A 16135-nucleotide genomic window follows, 5' to 3' on the forward strand; every position below is an offset into this window, starting at 1 on the left:
AGCCCGACGCGCGACGCGCGCAGATGATGAGGAGCAAGCAGTGATCAACGAGGTCCTGAACGAGGCCGACGGCAAGATGGACAAGTCGGTCGAGGCGACCCGCGAGGAGTTCGCCGCCATCCGCGCCGGCCGTGCCCACCCGAGCATGTTCAACAAGATCGTCGTCGACTACTACGGGTCCCCGACGCCGCTGCAGCAGCTCGCGTCGTTCACGGCGCCCGAGGCCCGCATCATCCTCATCTCGCCCTACGACGTGGGCGCCATGAACGCCATCGAGAAGGCGATCCGCGACTCCGACCTGGGCGTCAACCCGTCCAACGACGGCAAGGTGCTGCGCTGCGTCTTCCCCGAGCTGACCGAGGAGCGCCGCAAGGAGTTCATCAAGGTCGCCCGCACGAAGGCCGAGGAGGGGCGCGTCGCCGTGCGCAACCTGCGCCGCACCGCCAAGCAGAACCTCGAGCGCCTCGAGAAGGACGGCGAGGTCGGCAAGGACGACGTCACCGGTGCCGAGAAGCGCCTCGACGGCCTCACGAAGAAGCACGTCGACGCGATCGACGACCTGCTCAAGGCGAAGGAGTCCGAGCTGCTCGAGGTCTGAGCAGACCGGAACAGCGTGAGCGTGACTCCTCCCGACACCACCGGCACCCCGGCAGCACCCCCCGTGAAGGACCACGGCCGGGCAGGTCGCAACCTGCCCGCCGCGGTCGCCTCCGCGGTGGTGCTCCTGGGTGCCGTCGCCGCGTCCCTGGCGTTCTACAAGACGGCCTTCATGGTGATCGTGGCGATCGCCGTCGTCGTCGCCGTGTGGGAGCTCCACCAGGGCTTCGCGGCGAAGGACATCGACCTCCCCGAGCAGCCGCTGATGGTCGGTGGCGTCGTCATGGTCGTGGTCGCCTACTTCTTCGGGCCCCCGGCCCTCGTCACCGCGACGGCGGTGACCGGCCTGGCGATCATGCTGTGGCTCCTGCACCGGGGGGTCGACGGCTACGTGCGCAACGCGTCGGCCGCGATCTTCGCGCTCATCTACATCCCGTTCCTCGGCTCCTTCGTCGCGCTGCTGCTGGCGGAGGGCGGCTCGACCGGCTTCGAGGGGTACGACGACGGCGTGCGCGGCGTCATCGTCTTCGTGCTGGTGACGATCGCCTCCGACATCGGGGGGTACGTCGCGGGCGTGCTCTTCGGCAAGCACCCGATGGCCCGTGTGATCTCGCCCAAGAAGTCGTGGGAGGGCTTCGCGGGCTCCGCGGTCGCCTGCGTGGTCGTGGGGTGGCTGCTCGTCGTGTACCTCCTCGACGGCGACTGGTGGGTCGGCATCTGCCTCGGTCTCATCACGGTCGTCATGGCCACGCTCGGCGACCTCTGCGAGTCGGTCATCAAGCGCGACCTCGGCATCAAGGACATGAGCCAGGTGATCCCGGGCCACGGCGGCCTCATGGACCGGCTCGACTCGCTGCTCGCCACCGTCGCCCCGACGTGGCTGCTGCTGCACTACCTGGTCTTCTGACCCCCGGCGTGCCGTGCGCCCGCCGCTCGTGCCGGCACTAGGGTGAGCGCCGACGAGAGGGGGTCGCACCGTGCGAGCCAAGTGGGTGGCGGTCGCCGTCGCGGGCGCCGGAGCCGCGTACGCCGCGGAGCGGGCCCGCCGCGGACGTGACGCCGTGCCGGTCGGTGCGGCAGCCCCCGCCGCGTCGCCGGTGGCACCCGTGGCCCCGGCGGCTCCGACGGTCGTCGACGCGCCCGAGCCGGTCGTCGACGCGCCCGAGCCGGTCGTGCCGCCCGAGCCCGTCGCGGACGAGGTGCTGACCGCCACCGGTGCACTGGAGCCGGTGCGCGACGTCCCTCGGGAGCCGGAGCCCGAGCCGGAGCCCGAGCCGGAGCCCGAGTCGGAGCCCGAGTCGGAGCCGGAGCCCGAGCCGGAGCCCGTCGTGCCCCCGACGGTCGCGGCGCCGGTGGTCCGCGCCGTACCGGAGCCGGAGGTCGAGCCCGGCCGCGACGAGGACGAGGACGAGGAACCCGGGTCGACCAAGGTCGCGCTCAGCGGGTTCTACGTCGGGCTGGTCTGCATGCTGTTCGCGCCGGTGCTCTACTTCAGCGCCACGGACTGGCTGTTCGACGCGGAGACGTCGGCCGAGCTGACGCCGTTCGTGCTGCTGCTCCTGGCGGTCCCGGCGATCCTGGTGGCGCTGCCGCGCACGCGGCGGTTCGGGCTCTACATGGTGCTCGGGCTCGCCCTCACGGGCGTCGTGGTCGCGACCACCGCGATCGTCGTGCTGTTCCTGCTCATCGGCGTGGGCTGACACCGTCGCCGGAGCCCCTCGGCTCACGTTTCGGCGCAGACGTGGCCGCGGTGGGATGATCGGGGGGCGATGTCCGAGAACACCCCCACGCCCGAGCCCCAGCGCACCTCCCTGCCCCTCGTGATGGAGGCCCCGCGGGGGCGCGCGAAGCCGCCGCGCCACCTGGCCGACCTCGACGAGGCCGGGCGCAAGGCGCTGCTCGAGGAGTCCGGCCTGCCGGGCTTCCGGGCGAAGCAGCTCTCGAACCACTACTTCGCGCGCCTGACCTCCGACCCGGCCGAGATGACGGACCTGCCGGCGGCCCAGCGCGAGGAGCTGGCCGCGGCGCTGTTCCCGCGCCTGCTGACGCCCGTGCGCACGATGGAGGCCGACAAGGGCACCACCCGCAAGACGCTGTGGCGACTCTTCGACGGGGCGCTCGTGGAGTCGGTGCTGATGCGCTACCCCCAGCGGGCCACCATCTGCGTGTCGAGCCAGGCCGGCTGCGGCATGGCGTGCCCGTTCTGCGCGACGGGCCAGGGCGGCCTGCAGCGCAACATGAGCGCCGCCGAGATCGTGGACCAGGTCGTCGACGGTGCTCGCGCCATGGCGCGCGGCGAGATCGCCGGCGGCCCGGGACGCCTCTCCAACGTGGTCTTCATGGGCATGGGGGAGCCGCTCGCCAACTACAAGGCGGTCGTGGCGGCCGTGCACCGGCTGACCGACCCGGCGCCGGCGGGCCTCGGCCTCTCCGCCCGCAACGTCACGGTCTCGACGGTCGGTCTCGTGCCGCGCATCCTGCAGCTGGCGGAGGAGGGCGTGCCGGTCACGCTCGCCCTGAGCCTGCACGCGCCCGACGACGAGCTGCGCAACGACATCGTCCCGATCAACACGCGCTACTCGGTAGCGGAGACGGTCGACGCCGCCTGGGAGTTCGCGCGCCGCACGAAGCGCCGCGTGTCGGTGGAGTACGCGATGATGCGCGACGTCAACGACCAGGCGTGGCGGGCCGACCTGCTCGCCGACGTGCTCAACGCGCGCGGTGACTGGGGCTGGGTGCACGTCAACCTGATCCCGCTCAACGAGGTGCCCGGGTCGCGCTTCACGCGGTCGCGCGACGCCGACACGGCCGAGTTCGTGCGCCGGCTCGAGGCCAAGGGCATCAGCACGACGATCCGCGACACCCGCGGCGACGACATCGACGCCGCCTGCGGCCAGCTGGCCGCCGCGGAGTAGGCGCCCTCCCGCACCCGCAGCCGTTCCGCCAGCGCGGTGGATCGCTGAGCACCCGTCTGCTCAGCGATCCACCGCGCTGTCGTTCGTGACGGCCCGGGTGAACGCCGCATGACGCGGAGGCAGCGGCGTCCCGTGGAGGTTCCCGCCCGGTTCAACTGGCGTCCACCGGCGCCGCCCCGCGTGGTTCCGGCCCGCTCCTAGCGTCCGATCCGTCAGTGAGCGCACAGCGACGACGACTGTGCACCGACGGAGGAGGACCGCCGCATGCGGCTGCACCGTTCGAGCCCGAGCACCGTCACGCACCTCCCGCGCCGCGGCGACCGCCTGCGGGTGCTGGTCGTCAGCGAGTCGTTCCTCCCGCAGGTCAACGGGGTCACCAACTCCGTGCGGCGGGTGCTGGAGCACCTCGCGGCCGAGGGGCACGAGGCCGAGCTGGTGGCGCCGACCGGGCCCGCGACGTACGCGGGGTTCCCCGTCACCATCTGCCGGGGTGCGCACCTGCCGTTCTACCGCGACTTCCGCATCGGTCTGGAGACCCAGCGCCGGCTGCGGGCGGCGATGGAGCGGTTCCGTCCGGACGTCGTGCACATCGCCTCGCCGGCCACGCTGGGCTACCAGGCGGCGCGCGCTGCGGCGGACCTCGGCATCCCCACGGTCGCGATCTACCAGACGGACCTCGTCGGCTTCGCGGACCGCTACGGCATCGCGGGCGGCACGCGGGCGATGTCCTACCTCACGCGCCGCATCCACACGAGCGTCGACCGCACGCTCGCTCCCTCGACCGCCAGCCTCCGTCAGCTCGAGCAGATGGAGGTGCCCGGTCTGGGCCGCTGGCCACGCGGGGTCGACCTCACGCAGTTCGACCCCGCGTGTCGCGACGACGAGCTCCGGCGGCGGCTCGCCCCGGACGGCGAGCTGCTGGTCGGCTACGTCGGTCGCCTCGCGCCGGAGAAGGAGCTCGAGCTGCTGACGCACGTCGACCGGCTGCCCGGCGTGCGGGTGGTGATCGTGGGGGGCGGTCCGGAGGAGGAGCGCCTGCGGGCGCTGCTGCCGGACGCCGCGTTCCTCGGTGTGCTGCACGGTGCGGAGCTGGCCGCGGCATACGCCAGCCTCGACGTCTTCGTCCACACCGGTCGTCACGAGACCTACTGCCAGGCCGCGCAGGAGGCGCTGGCCTCGGGGGTCCCGGTCGTGGCGCCGCGGGCCGGCGGGCCGATCGACGTGGTGGACGACGGCACGGCGGGCTACCTCTACGAGCCGGGGAACGGCGCGGCGATGGCGACCTACGTGCGCATGCTCCACGAGAACGCGCCCCTCCGTCGTCGCGCGGCCGTTGCTGCGCGCCGCAGCGTCGAGGGTCGGTCCTGGGCGGCGGTCAACGCGCTGCTGGTGCGGCACTACCGCGAGGTGGTCGCCGACCGCCGTGCCGTCCGGGCGGCACGGGCGGCCTGATCCGCGGCCGGTCGCCACTAGGCTCCGGAGGGTGACGAACCTCGCCTTCGACGCCCTCGACCTCCACGTGATCCGCGGCCGTGCCGAGGCGCCGGCCGTCTCGACGCCCGACCGCGAGGTCGACTTCGCGACGGTCCTGGAGGAGGTCGGGGCCCTTGCCGGGGCGATGCGGGCGCTCGGCGTGACGCCGGGGGCGTCGGTGCTGGTGGCGCTCATGGACGAGTACGACGAGCTGCTGGCCTTCCTCGCCACCCTCCGTCTCCGGGCGGTCCCGGTGCTGGTCGACCGGGTGCACGCCTCGGTGACGGTCGATCCCGAGTCGGCGCCGGCCGCGCACCTCCCCTCCGCGGCGACGCTCGCCGTCCGGCACCGCCCCCACCTGGTGGTGTCGGCCGCGCCGTGGCCCGGCCACGTGCACCGTCCGGGGGCCGTGCTCTACCGGGGGCCGGAGCCGCAGGACCCCGAGAGGGAGGTCGCCTGGGAGCTCGCGCTGCGGGCGGGGCGCACCGACCCGGCACCCGCCTCGCGCGCCGAGGAGGTCGACGGGCCCGCGGCCGACGTCCACGCGGCGGCCGCCGAGGCGTGCGCGTACGTCGTCGGCAACCGTGCGGTGCTGCACCGCGAGGTGCCCGAGGTGGGCACCCAGATCGGTCGCCGGCTGGGCGGGCTGCTCGGCGGCCGCCCCGTGACGCTGGGGCGCTGAGACGCCCGGGTCAGGCGCGGTCGACGGCCATCTCGCCGAGCTCGGACCAGTCGTCGGCGTCGACGTCCTGGCTGACGATGCGCGGGGTCGACGCCAGGTAGCGCGGGAGCTTCTCCTGCGCCGCCCGGAAGTGGTCGGACTGCACGTGCGCCGCGCCGGCGTCGCCGTCGTCAAAGGCCTCGACGAGCACGTACTGGTGCGGGTCCTTCACCGAGCGCGACCAGAAGAACCACTTGCAGCCGGGCTCGGCGTTGCAGGCCTCGGTGAACTCGCGGGAGATCTCGGGCCAGTCGTCGGCGTGCTCGGGCAGGACGTCGAACACCGCGGTGATGAAGATCAAGGTCGCTCCTCGGGTCAGGATCTGGGTCGTCCGCCAGTCTGCCGGGAGCCCCGAAGCCGGGGCGGGCGCGGACGGACGCGCCCCAGTGCGTCCGTCCGCCCCACGCCATGCTTGCAGATTCCTTGAAGATTCGTGGAGATCTGCTTGAGGTCGTCAACGATGGCGGGCGCCGGGGGTCACGGCGTGCGGTCGGCCTGCCAGACTCCGCCCGTGACCTCGACGCTCTCGTCCTCGCCGTCCGCACCACGCGCAGGGGGCGGTACCGCCCGGGACCGCCGCGACGTCGTCGTGCTCGGGTCCACCGGGTCGGTCGGTACCCAGGCGCTCGAGCTGGCCCGCCGCCACCCCGACCGCTACCGGGTGGTGGGCCTGACGGCCGGAGGGTCCAACCCGGAGCTGTTCGAGCAGCAGGTGGCGGAGTTCGCGCCGGCGTACTCCGGGCTGGGGGAGGAGGCCTCCGTCGAGGCCGCCGGGCTCGAGGCCGACGTCGTGCTCAACGCGATCACCGGCGCGGTCGGACTGCGCCCCACCCTCGCGGCGCTCGAGGCCGGGTCGACCCTGGCGCTGGCCAACAAGGAGTCGCTCATCATCGGCGGCCCGCTCGTCGTGGGCGCGGCCGCTACCGGCCAGATCGTGCCGGTCGACTCGGAGCACTCGGCCGTCGCCCAGTGCCTGCGCGGCGGCCGGGCCGACGAGGTGCGACGGCTGGTGCTGACCGCGTCGGGCGGCCCGTTCCGCGGCCGCTCCCGCGCGGAGCTGGCGGACGTCACGCCGGCGGAGGCCCTGCAGCACCCGACGTGGGCGATGGGGCCGGTCATCACCGTCAACTCCGCCACGCTCGTCAACAAGGGCCTCGAGGTGATCGAGGCGCACCTGCTCTTCGGGCTGCCGTTCGACCGCATCGACGTGGTGGTCCACCCGACGAGCGTCGTGCACTCCATGGTGGAGTTCGTCGACGGCTCGACCCTCGTGCAGGCGAGCCCGCCCACGATGATGATCCCCATCGCCCTGGGCCTCAGCTGGCCCGACCGTGTCCCCGACGCGGCGCCGGCCGTCGACTGGTCACGGCCCGAGACCTGGGAGTTCCACCCGCTCGACGACGAGGCCTTCCCCGCGGTCGACCTGGCCCGCCGGGCCGGTGCGGCGGGGTCGACCGCCCCGGCCGTCTACAACGCGGCCAACGAGGTGTGCGTCGAGGAGTTCCTGGCCGGTCGCCTGCCGTTCGTCGACATCGTGCCGACGGTGGCCAGCGTTCTGGGGCGTCACGACGTACCCTCGATCGAGCCGCTCACCGTCGACGCCGTCCTGGACGCCGATGCCTGGGCTCGCGAGACCGCCCGGTCCCTGCTCGGGACGGCCTCGGCCTAGCAGACCCGCACGACCCGCTCCGCACACCGAAGGACCGTCATGACCGCCGCCCTGCTCTACACCCTCGGTGTCGTCGTCTTCGTGGTGGCGATCCTGGTCTCGATCGCCCTGCACGAGCTCGGCCACATGATCCCGGCGAAGGCGTTCGGCGGGAAGGTGACGCAGTACTTCGTCGGCTTCGGCCCGACGGTCTGGAGCAGGCAGGTCGGCGAGACGGAGTACGGCGTCAAGGCGATCCCGCTCGGCGGCTACGTCAAGATCGTGGGGATGCTGCCGCCCGGCGCCGACGACCTCGCGGAGCAGGCCGGGGTGGATCCCGGCGGCGAGCCCGTCTACCGGGTCCGCAAGTCCAACACCGGCATGTTCACCCAGCTGGTGAGCGACGCGCGGGCCGCCGAGTGGGAGACCATCGGCCCCGAGGACGCCGACCGGCTCTTCTACAAGATGCCGCCCTGGAAGAAGATCGTCGTGATGGCGGCGGGTCCGACCGTCAACATCGCGATCGCCTTCGGCATCTTCGCGGGCGTCTTCGCGACGTACGGCAACCCCGACGACCAGCGCACCACCACGACGGTGGGGGCGATCTCCCAGTGCGTCGTGCCCTACGCCGAGTCCGGTCGCGAGTGCACGGCGGACGACGACCCGGTCACGCCGGCCGTGGCGGCGGGACTGCAGCCCGGGGACGAGATCGTCGCCTTCAACGGCACGCGGATCGGCGACTGGCGCCAGATGCAGGACCTCATCCGCGGCAACTCCGACGGCGAGGCGCAGATCGTCGTCGAGCGCGACGGCCGCGAGCTCACGCTGACGACGAACACGACGGTCACGGCGCGCCCCAGCAACGACGAGGACGCGGACCCGGCGGCGACCACCGAGGTCGGCTTCCTCGGCGTCACGCCGACGACCGAGCTCGGGACCGGCGGCCCGATCTACACGCTGGACCAGATGGGCACCATGGCGGTGCGCACCGTGGAGGCGCTCGTGCAGCTGCCGGCCAAGGTGTTCGGCGTCGGCAGGGCCATCGTCGGCCTCCAGGAGCGCGACCCCGAGAGCCCCGTCTCGATCGTGGGCGGCGGACGGATCGCCGGCGAGACCACGGCCCTCGAGGAGTTCCCGGTGCAGGAGAAGGTGGTCTTCCTGCTCCTGCTCATCGCCGGCTTCAACTTCTTCATCGGCATGTTCAACTTCATCCCGCTGCTGCCGCTCGACGGCGGCCACATCGCGGGCGCGGCGTACGAGGGCGTCCGCCGGCGGCTCGCCCGCCTGCGGCGTCGGCCCGACCCGGGGTACGTCGACGTGGCGCGGCTGCTGCCGGTGGCGTACGTCGTCGGCTCGGCCATCCTCGTCATGGGTGTCGTGCTCATCGTCGGCGACCTCGTGGTGCCGCTCAGCCCGTACTCCTGATCCGCGCTCGCCGCTCGGTGCCGGGGCTCGCCGAGTCGGTGGGGTGGGGGAGCGCCGCGTAGCATCGAGCCCATGAGCTCTGTCGCCCTCGGCATGCCCGCGGCCCCGCCGCCGGTGCTCAGCCCGCGCCGCACCACCCGCCAGATCAAGGTCGGCTCCGTCGGCGTCGGGAGCGACCACCCGATCTCGGTGCAGTCGATGACCACCACGCTGACGTCCGACGTCAACGCGACCCTCCAGCAGATCGCCGAGCTGACGGCATCGGGCTGCGACATCGTCCGGGTCGCGTGCCCGAGCCAGGACGACGCCGACGCGCTCCCGGCCATCGCGCGGAAGTCGCAGATCCCGGTCATCGCCGACATCCACTTCCAGCCGAAGTACGTCTTCGCCGCCATCGAGGCCGGGTGCGCCGCCGTGCGCGTCAACCCGGGCAACATCCGGAAGTTCGACGACCAGGTCAAGGAGATCGCGCAGGCCGCGACCGACCACGGCACGTCGATCCGGATCGGCGTCAACGCCGGGTCGCTCGACAAGCGGCTGCTCGAGAAGTACGGCAAGGCGACCCCCGAGGCGCTCGTCGAGTCGGCCGTCTGGGAGGCGTCGCTGTTCGAGGAGCACGGCTTCCGGGACTTCAAGATCTCCGTGAAGCACAACGACCCGGTCGTCATGGTGCGGGCCTACGAGCTGCTCGCTGAGGCCGGCGACTGGCCGCTCCACCTCGGCGTGACCGAGGCGGGCCCGGCGTTCCAGGGCACCATCAAGTCGGCGACGGCTTTCGGGGCGCTGCTGAGCCAGGGCATCGGCGACACGATCCGCGTCTCCCTCTCCGCCCCGCCGGTGGAGGAGGTCAAGGTCGGTTTGCAGATCCTCGAGTCGCTCAACCTGCGCCCCCGTCGGCTCGAGATCGTCTCCTGTCCGAGCTGCGGTCGCGCGCAGGTCGACGTCTACACGCTGGCCGAGCAGGTCACCGCCGGCCTCGACGGGCTCGAGGTGCCGCTGCGCGTCGCCGTCATGGGCTGCGTCGTCAACGGGCCCGGCGAGGCCCGCGAGGCCGACCTCGGTGTCGCCTCCGGCAACGGCAAGGGCCAGATCTTCGTCAAGGGCGAGGTCATCAAGACCGTGCCCGAGAGCCAGATCGTGGAGACCCTCATCGAGGAGGCCATGCGGATCGCCGAGAGCATGGAGCCCGTCGAGGGCGCTGCTGCCGAGGTCTCCGTCTCCTGATCTGACGGTACGACGCGGGCCCGTCCCCGAGATCTGTGCACGTGGTGCAGGTCGGGGGTCGGGCCCGTCGTCGTTGGTGACCAGTTCGGATCGGTGCGCTGGGCGACGTTGTCTGGGGGGTGGCGCTTGCTCGCGTCTCCGGTCGCGCGTCGATCCGAGAAATGTGCGCCTGGTGCGGCCCGGGGGCCGGACCCGCTGTCGTAAATGACCACTTGCTGGGCCTGCGCGTGGCGCGTTGCTCGGGCTTGGTGGCTATCCGGCGGGTCCTGCCGAGAAAGGGTCACGGACGACGGACCGGGGGGCGGTTCCAGTGTCGTTGGTGACCCTTTGCTGTGGGTGGTGGCGGGTGGTCACCCCGTGAGGACGGGGGTGGCTTCGCGGACCTGGAGGTCAAGGGTGGGGCTGGGCATGTCGACGGTGCCCTGGACGCGTTGCCAGTCGCGTCCGTCGACGCGGAAGTCGGCGGACCAGGTGGTGGTGAGGGTGGTGGGGTAGGTGCCGGTGCGGGTGTAGACGTGGGTGATGTCGAGGTCGGGGTAGGGCGCGCCGGGGGTGGTGGTGGTCGTGGTGGTGCCGTCGCCGAAGTCCCAGGTGTAGGTGGTGGGGGTGATGTCGAGCTCGACGGTGTAGCCGAGGACGGTGACGGTGGTGGTGAAGGGTTGGGTGGTGGTGAAGAAGTTGGTCGCGAGGTTGACCAGGGTGGTGCCGTCGGGGGGTTGGATCTGGAGGACGGTCTGGGGCAGGGGTACGTCGCGGAAGGCTTGGTAGACCGCGGCGTTGATGACGGCGGTGGGGTCCTGGCCGGGGGTGGGGGTGCAGTTGCTGGGCAGCGTCATGTCGGTCAGCGCGTAGGCGAAGTGGGTGACCATCGTGAATTCGCCCTCGGCGCATGGGGTCGGCGCGAAGCACGTGAGGCCGTTGAACCCGGTGGTGCAGGCGGTCGTCGCGAGGTAGTCCACGCGAGCCTCGACGATGTCACCTCTGGTGATGGGCTGGCTGGCGACGACTTCTCGGTCCTCTTGAACTCGACCGGCCTCGGCTTCGCTCAGCTCGACAATCACGGCGAAGGCGTCGACACCCGGGTCGACCTTCGTGTCGTCATCTGCGGCGGCGGTAGGCGTCAACAGACAGATCGCGAGCAACGGTCCAAAGCCCATCATCCCGCCGCCTCCGCGGTCAGCCACGCGACGGACCAACCCTCGGGTCCCCGACCGAGACCGAACGTGGCCGTCCCATGAGGTTCGCTTGACTCGCCCGCGATGGTGATCGAAGCGGTGACGACGACATCGGCCTGGTCGTCGGATACAGGCGCTGCACGTAGGTCCGACGGTGTCCACTGGCCCTCTGTCTCGGGCCCACCCTCCTCCTGGATGCTGTCGATCAATGCCGCGCAGGTGATGCACCGGGGATCGACGAGCGCCTCCACCGGTCCAGACTCCCCAGTCATCAGGCCGTAATTGAGCAGCTCCACCCAGTGCTCCACGAACGCCACGGCGGCCGCGTCACCCTCGCCCCGCGCCTCCTCCGGCATCACCGGAACGGCCGGCGCCGAGGTCGCCGCTGACGAGGACGTCGCCGCAGCCGACTCCGACGCCGACGACGAGGGCCACGGCCCCGCCTCCTCCGTCTCGCCCCCGCCACCGGTGCACGCCGCGAGCAGCGACGTACCGACGACGAGTCCGACCAACCTGCCTCCACGGCACTGCATGCGACCCTCCGACGAGCCCGCGTCGACGCGCCCGATCGCGTCGACAACCACGGCAAATCTAGGACAGCCCGGACCTACCCGACCACCCCCGCGTGCCGCCCTGTGGATGACGGGGCGCCCTCGCCTAGGCTCGCAGCGTGGTGCTGACGAAGCAGGGGGTCCGGGTGCTGGGCCCGGCCGACCTCGACGAGTTCCTCGCGCTCGTCGAGCGCGACCCCGTCATCAACGTCTTCGTCGACCACCGAGCCCGCACGACGCGTCTGCAGCCGCGCTGGCTGGGCGGTGAGGTGTGGGGCCACTACGACGCCGGCGACCTGGTCGCGGCGTGCCACGTCGCCGCCAACCTGGTGCCGGTCAACGCCGACGCCGAGGCGGTGCGGGCGTTCGCGGCCCACGCCCCCGAGCGCATCCGCTCGGTGTCGACGATCGTGGGCCCGCAGCCCGCGGTGGACGTCTTCTGGAGCAGCGTCTCGCCCCGGTGGGGCGCTCCCCGCGAGATCCGCTTCGCGCAGCCGCACCTGGAGATCGGTGACACGCCCCTGGTCGCGCCCGACCCCGAGGTGCGCCGGACGACCACGGCCGACATGGACGCGCTCTACCCGGCGTGCGTGGCGATGTACACCGAGGAGGTCGGCGTCTCCCCCGAGCGCGGGGGCGGCGCGGAGCTCTACCGCGCACGGGTGGCCCAGCTCGTCGCGCGGGGTTGGTCGTTCGCGCGCTTCGACGACCGGGGCCGCGTCATCTTCAAGGCGGAGGTGGCGTGCACGTCGCCCCACGCCGCGCAGGTGCAGGGTGTCTGGGTGGCGCCCGAGCACCGGCGCGCCGGGCTGGCGACGGCCGGCATGGCGGCCGTCGTGGAGACGGTGCGCGCCGAGATCGCCCCGGTGGTCTCGCTCTACGTCAACGAGTGGAACACCGGGGCGCGGCTGGCCTACGAGCGCGTCGGCTTCGTGGAGACGGCGCGCTTCACGACCGTGATGTTCTGACGGCGTCCCTCAGCGACGCGGGTCGACGAGGATCTTGACCGCCGTCTCGTTGCGGTGGATCAGCGTGTCGAACCCGGCGTCGACGAGCTCGTCGAGCCCGATGACCCCGGTGATGAACGGCTTCAGGTCGACCTTGCCCTCGCGCGCCAGCGCGATCGTGGCGGGGTGGGAGTTGACGTAGGCGATCGTGCCCCGCAGGTCGAGCTCCTTGAGCACCAGCTTCTGCACGTCCAGCTCGCCGCGGTGGCCCCAGATGGAGACCACGACCACGACGCCGCGCGGCTTCGTCGCCTCCACGAGCGTGTCGAGGGCCGGCTGCACGCTCGTGGCCTCGAACGCGATGTCCGCGCCCACCCCGTCGGTGAGGGCGAGCACCTCCGCGACGACGTCCTGCGTCGTCGGGTCGAGCACGTGCTGGGCGACGCCGGTCTCGAGCGCCTTCCGGCGGCGCAGCGGACTGGGCTCGGAGATGATCACGGTGATGCCCTCGGCCCGGAGCACGGCCGCCGTGAGCAGGCCGATCGGCCCGGCGCCGGTGATGAGCGCGACGTCGCCCGCCGAGCCGCCCGAGCGCTGGAAGGCGTGGTAGCCGACGGCGAGCGGCTCGATCAGCGCCGCCTCGTCCAGGGGCAGGTCGCCGACCGGGTGCACCCAGCGGCGCTGCACCACGATCCGCTCCGACAGGCCCCCGCCGCGGCCGCCGAGGCCGATGAAGTTCATGTCGGGGGAGAGGTGGTAGGAGTCGTTGGCGGTGCTGGTGTCGACGTCGTCGCGCACGATGTAGGGCTCGACCACGACGCTGTCGCCGACCGCGAGGTCGTCGACGCCCTCGCCGAGCGCGTAGACCGTCCCCGACATCTCGTGGCCCAACGTGATCGGCGCCGCTTCGCCCGAGATCGGGTGCGGGTGGCCGTGCGGGGGGACGAAGATCGGCCCGTCGAGGTACTCGTGCAGGTCCGTGCCGCAGATGCCGCAGAACGCGACCTCGATGCCGACGGTCCCCGGCGCGACGACCGGCTCCGGCACCTCCTCGATGCGGATGTCGCCACGGTCGTGGTAGCGCGCTGCCTTCATCTCGGTGCCCTTCGTCGCGGGTGGGTGCGGGATCACCGACGCACGCTAGGTACGCCGCGGTGCCGGCGACAGCGCTGCACGGCGTTGCGTCGCCGGGTCGGGTCCTCGGCCGCCCGGTGACCGGCCGGTAACGTTGCCGTCCATGACCTCGACCGACGTCCAGCCGCTCAGCCCGACCGCGCGGGGCCTCGCCGCCGCCTTCGCCGTCTCCGGCGTCGTCCACCTCGTGCGTCCCGAGACGTTCACGCCGCTGATGCCCAAGGCCCTGCCTGCGCACACCGAGCTCATCAAGGGCTCCGGCGTGGCCGAGCTGGCGTGCGCCGCCGGGCTGCTCCACCCCCGCACGCGGCAGGTGGCCGGCCTGGCCAGCGCCGCCCTGCTGGTCGGCGTGTTCCCGGGCAACGTCACGATGGCCTGGCGGGCCCGCCGGAGCCGCAACGCGGCGTACCGCTGGGGCACCGTCGCGCGCCTGCCGCTGCAGGTGCCGCTCGTGCGCGCCGCCCTGCGCGCCGGCCGCTGAGGCCGCGCGGCGCCCCGGGAAACCCCTGCACGGCGTCGCCGCACCCGCCAGTAGCCTTCGTCCCATGATCCTGCGCATGTCCCAGCTGTTCGTCCGCACGCTCCGCGACGATCCCGCCGACGCGGAGGTGCCGAGCCACCGGCTGCTGGTCCGCGCGGGCTACATCCGTCGTGCGGCGCCGGGCATCTACACGTGGCTGCCGCTGGGGCTGCGCGTCTACCGCAAGGTCGAGCAGATCGTGCGCGACGAGATGGACGTGATCGGCGCGCAGGAGCTGCAGTTCCCCGCACTGCTGCCCAAGGAGCCCTACGAGGCGACGAACCGCTGGACGGAGTACGGCGACGGCATCTTCCGCCTGCAGGACCGCAAGGGTGCCGACTACCTCCTGGGCCCCACCCACGAGGAGATGTTCACCCTCACGGTGAAGGATCTCTACTCGTCCTACAAGGACCTCCCGGTCTGGCTCTACCAGATCCAGACGAAGTACCGGGACGAGGCGCGTCCGCGTGCCGGCCTCATGCGCGGGCGGGAGTTCGTCATGAAGGACTCCTACTCCTTCGACATCGACGACGCCGGGCTCGAGCGCTCCTACGAGGCCCACCGCTCGGCGTACGTCCGCATCTTCGACCGCCTCGGGTTCGACTACGCGATCGTGAAGGCCACCTCCGGCGCGATGGGCGGCTCGCGGAGCGAGGAGTTCCTCGCGCGCCTCGACGTGGGCGAGGACACCTACGTGCGCAGCCCCGGGGGGTACGCCGCGAACGTCGAGGCCGTCACGACCCCGGCGCCCGACCCCCTGCCGTACGACGACGTGCCCGCCGCCCACGCCGAGGACACGCCCGCGACCCCGACCATCGCGACGCTGGTCGACCACCTCAACGAGGCGCACCCCCGCGAGGACCGGCCCTGGACCGCGGCGGACACGCTGAAGAACGTGCTCCTCATGCTGACCCACCCCGACGGCACCCGTGAGCCGCTCGCGGTCGGTCTCCCGGGTGACCGCGAGGTCGACCAGAAGCGGCTCGAGGGCCAGCTCGAGCCCATCGAGGTCGCGCCCATGACCGACGAGGAGCTGAAGGAGCACCCCGCGCTGGTCAAGGGCTACATCGGGCCCGCGCACGAGGGTCGCACCATCCTGGGCGAGGAGTCCGAGTCGGGCATCCGCTACCTCGTCGACCCGCGCGTCGTCACCGGCACGCGGTGGGTGACCGGCGCGAACGTCGAGGGCCAGCACGTCATCGACCTCGTCGCCGGCCGCGACTTCACGCCCGACGGGACGATCGAGGCGGCCGAGGTGCGCGCCGGCGACCCCGCCCCCGACGGGTCCGGGCCGCTCGAGCTCGCCCGCGGCATCGAGATGGGTCACGTGTTCCAGCTCGGCCGCAAGTACGCCGAGGCGCTGGGCCTCAAGGTGCTCGACGAGAACGGCAAGCTGGTCACCGTGACGATGGGCTCCTACGGCATCGGTGTCTCCCGGGCCGTCCCCGTCATCGCGGAGTACAACCACGACGACGCCGGTCTCGTGTGGCCCCGCGAGGTGGCCCCGGCGGACGTGCACGTCGTTGCGGCGGGCAAGGGCGAGGAGCTGTTCGCCGCCGCGGAGCGGATCAGCACGGAGCTCTCGGCGGCCGGGCTCGACGTGGTCTACGACGACCGTGCCGGGAAGGTGAGCCCGGGCGTGAAGTTCAAGGACGCGGAGCTCATCGGCATCCCGACGATCGTCGTGGTCGGCAAGGGCCTCGCCGACGGCGTGGTCGAGATCAAGGACCGCCGCAGCGGGGAGCGCGAGGAGGTCGCGGTCGACGCCGTGGTCGAGCGCACCCTCGCCGCCGTCCGCGGCTGAA

The 16135-nt window shown here is 72.4% G+C and carries 16 protein-coding genes; 12 read left to right on the forward strand and 4 right to left on the reverse strand.

The annotated features are described in order from the left end of the window. Positions 1 to 43 precede the first annotated feature (43 nt). The 6 genes from frr to QE405_RS02155 all read left to right on the forward strand — a co-directional run bounded on the left by frr (position 44) and on the right by QE405_RS02155 (position 5667). Positions 44 to 598 (forward strand): ribosome recycling factor, encoded by a 555-nt coding sequence (gene frr / locus QE405_RS02130; protein ID WP_307205462.1) that lies wholly within the window; start codon positions 44 to 46, stop codon positions 596 to 598. 15 nt (positions 599 to 613) lie between these two features. Beyond that, positions 614 to 1504 carry a phosphatidate cytidylyltransferase gene (locus QE405_RS02135; protein WP_307198575.1) on the forward strand — a complete coding sequence of 297 codons (891 nt, stop codon included), beginning with the start codon at positions 614 to 616 and terminating at the stop codon, positions 1502 to 1504. Between the two features lie 70 nt (positions 1505 to 1574). Beyond that, positions 1575 to 2297: a hypothetical protein gene (locus tag QE405_RS02140; protein ID WP_307198576.1), complete on the forward strand. Its 723-nt coding sequence runs from the start codon at positions 1575 to 1577 to the stop codon at positions 2295 to 2297. Between the two features lie 69 nt (positions 2298 to 2366). Next, on the forward strand, positions 2367 to 3512 hold the full coding sequence (gene rlmN / locus QE405_RS02145) for a 23S rRNA (adenine(2503)-C(2))-methyltransferase RlmN (RefSeq protein ID WP_307198577.1): 1146 nt from the start codon (positions 2367 to 2369) through the stop codon (positions 3510 to 3512). Positions 3513 to 3776: 264 nt separating this feature from the next. Continuing rightward, entirely contained in the window at positions 3777 to 4964 is a 1188-nt protein-coding gene (locus QE405_RS02150) for a glycosyltransferase family 4 protein (protein ID WP_307198578.1), read from the forward strand. Positions 4965 to 4995: 31 nt separating this feature from the next. Then, positions 4996 to 5667, forward strand: a complete 672-nt coding sequence (locus QE405_RS02155; protein ID WP_307198579.1) for an AMP-binding protein — start codon at positions 4996 to 4998, stop codon at positions 5665 to 5667. Positions 5668 to 5677: 10 nt separating this feature from the next. Here QE405_RS02155 and QE405_RS02160 read toward each other — a convergent pair whose 3' ends face one another. Beyond that, positions 5678 to 6007 (reverse strand): putative quinol monooxygenase, encoded by a 330-nt coding sequence (locus tag QE405_RS02160; RefSeq protein ID WP_307198580.1) that lies wholly within the window; start codon positions 6005 to 6007, stop codon positions 5678 to 5680. A gap of 288 nt (positions 6008 to 6295) precedes the next feature. Here QE405_RS02160 and dxr point away from each other — a divergent pair, with 288 nt between their 5' ends. The 3 genes from dxr (at position 6296) to ispG (ending at position 10003) form a co-directional block, all read left to right on the forward strand. Beyond that, positions 6296 to 7375, forward strand: coding sequence for a 1-deoxy-D-xylulose-5-phosphate reductoisomerase (dxr, locus tag QE405_RS02165; RefSeq protein ID WP_307205469.1), 1080 nt, complete (start codon positions 6296 to 6298; stop codon positions 7373 to 7375). Positions 7376 to 7414: 39 nt separating this feature from the next. Further along, positions 7415 to 8779 (forward strand): M50 family metallopeptidase, encoded by a 1365-nt coding sequence (locus tag QE405_RS02170; protein ID WP_307198581.1) that lies wholly within the window; start codon positions 7415 to 7417, stop codon positions 8777 to 8779. Positions 8780 to 8851: 72 nt separating this feature from the next. Continuing rightward, the gene (ispG, locus tag QE405_RS02175; protein ID WP_307198582.1) at positions 8852 to 10003 is read left to right on the forward strand and encodes a flavodoxin-dependent (E)-4-hydroxy-3-methylbut-2-enyl-diphosphate synthase; all 1152 of its coding nucleotides are present in this window, start codon (positions 8852 to 8854) and stop codon (positions 10001 to 10003) included. Between the two features lie 350 nt (positions 10004 to 10353). Here the strand turns inward: ispG and QE405_RS02180 are convergent, their stop codons facing one another. Both QE405_RS02180 and QE405_RS02185 read right to left on the reverse strand, forming a co-directional pair. Continuing rightward, on the reverse strand, positions 10354 to 11127 hold the full coding sequence (locus QE405_RS02180) for a PKD domain-containing protein (protein ID WP_307198583.1): 774 nt from the start codon (positions 11125 to 11127) through the stop codon (positions 10354 to 10356). Positions 11128 to 11159: 32 nt separating this feature from the next. Next, positions 11160 to 11690, reverse strand: coding sequence for a DUF6318 family protein (locus tag QE405_RS02185; RefSeq protein ID WP_307198584.1), 531 nt, complete (start codon positions 11688 to 11690; stop codon positions 11160 to 11162). Between the two features lie 158 nt (positions 11691 to 11848). Here QE405_RS02185 and QE405_RS02190 point away from each other — a divergent pair, with 158 nt between their 5' ends. Further along, entirely contained in the window at positions 11849 to 12697 is an 849-nt protein-coding gene (locus tag QE405_RS02190) for a GNAT family N-acetyltransferase (RefSeq protein ID WP_307198585.1), read from the forward strand. A 9-nt stretch (positions 12698 to 12706) separates the two neighbouring features. On the opposite strand, the gene QE405_RS02195 is transcribed toward QE405_RS02190, so the two are convergent. Next, positions 12707 to 13807, reverse strand: a complete 1101-nt coding sequence (locus QE405_RS02195; protein ID WP_307198586.1) for a 2,3-butanediol dehydrogenase — start codon at positions 13805 to 13807, stop codon at positions 12707 to 12709. Positions 13808 to 13913: 106 nt separating this feature from the next. On the opposite strand from QE405_RS02195, the gene QE405_RS02200 reads away from it, so the two are divergent. Beyond that, a complete protein-coding gene (locus QE405_RS02200; protein WP_307198587.1) occupies positions 13914 to 14291 on the forward strand; it encodes a DoxX family protein in 378 nt (125 codons plus the stop codon). Between the two features lie 64 nt (positions 14292 to 14355). Further along, positions 14356 to 16134, forward strand: coding sequence for a proline--tRNA ligase (locus QE405_RS02205; RefSeq protein ID WP_307198588.1), 1779 nt, complete (start codon positions 14356 to 14358; stop codon positions 16132 to 16134). The last annotated feature ends 1 nt before the right edge of the window (position 16135 follow it).

The sequence above is a fragment of the Nocardioides zeae genome, from assembly GCF_030818655.1.
In the GTDB taxonomy this organism is placed as follows: Bacteria; Actinomycetota; Actinomycetes; order Propionibacteriales; family Nocardioidaceae; genus Nocardioides; species Nocardioides zeae_A.

Bases quoted from the DNA above. Each gene is read 5' to 3' on its own strand.
- rlmN (WP_307198577.1), top strand. From the start codon at position 2,367: ATGTCCGAGAACACCCCCACGCCCGAGCCCCAGCGCACCTCCCTGCCC.
- QE405_RS02150 (WP_307198578.1), top strand. From the start codon at position 3,777: ATGCGGCTGCACCGTTCGAGCCCGAGCACCGTCACGCACCTCCCGCGC.
- QE405_RS02170 (WP_307198581.1), top strand. From the start codon at position 7,415: ATGACCGCCGCCCTGCTCTACACCCTCGGTGTCGTCGTCTTCGTGGTG.
- ispG (WP_307198582.1), top strand. From the start codon at position 8,852: ATGAGCTCTGTCGCCCTCGGCATGCCCGCGGCCCCGCCGCCGGTGCTC.
- QE405_RS02200 (WP_307198587.1), top strand. From the start codon at position 13,914: ATGACCTCGACCGACGTCCAGCCGCTCAGCCCGACCGCGCGGGGCCTC.
- QE405_RS02205 (WP_307198588.1), top strand. From the start codon at position 14,356: ATGATCCTGCGCATGTCCCAGCTGTTCGTCCGCACGCTCCGCGACGAT.